General features: G+C 62.6%; 1 protein-coding gene. It reads right to left on the bottom strand.

The features are described from left to right. Positions 1-273: wax ester/triacylglycerol synthase domain-containing protein (locus tag SB717_RS35735; RefSeq protein WP_410907699.1), on the bottom strand; the 273-nt coding region annotated here is incomplete at both ends.

Below are 273 nucleotides of genomic sequence, written 5' to 3'. Positions count from 1 at the left end.
ATCTTGCCGTCGGCCAGCCCTTCGATGACCCACATCTCCCACAACGGTTTGCTGCGGTCGAGCGGAACCCCGGCGATGTGTGCACAGAAATCTGCCAGTTCGTGGCGTCCGCCCGGCGGCGGGACGGCCACCCGGTGGACGTGACTCTCGATGTCGAAATTCCGGTCCTCCACCCATACCGGGTGATCGAGGTTCAGTATCGAATCCCGAAGCTTCCGACGGAATGTCGGGAGTCCGGCGATCCGGTGGTCGAGTACATCGCGCATCTTCTCG

This window comes from Priestia sp. SIMBA_032 (assembly GCF_046535215.1).
Classification (GTDB): Bacteria; Bacillota; Bacilli; order Bacillales; family Bacillaceae_H; genus Priestia; species Priestia aryabhattai.
The sequence above is the reverse complement of the archived record's forward strand: the minus strand, read 5'-3'. Positions and strand labels throughout refer to the sequence as shown.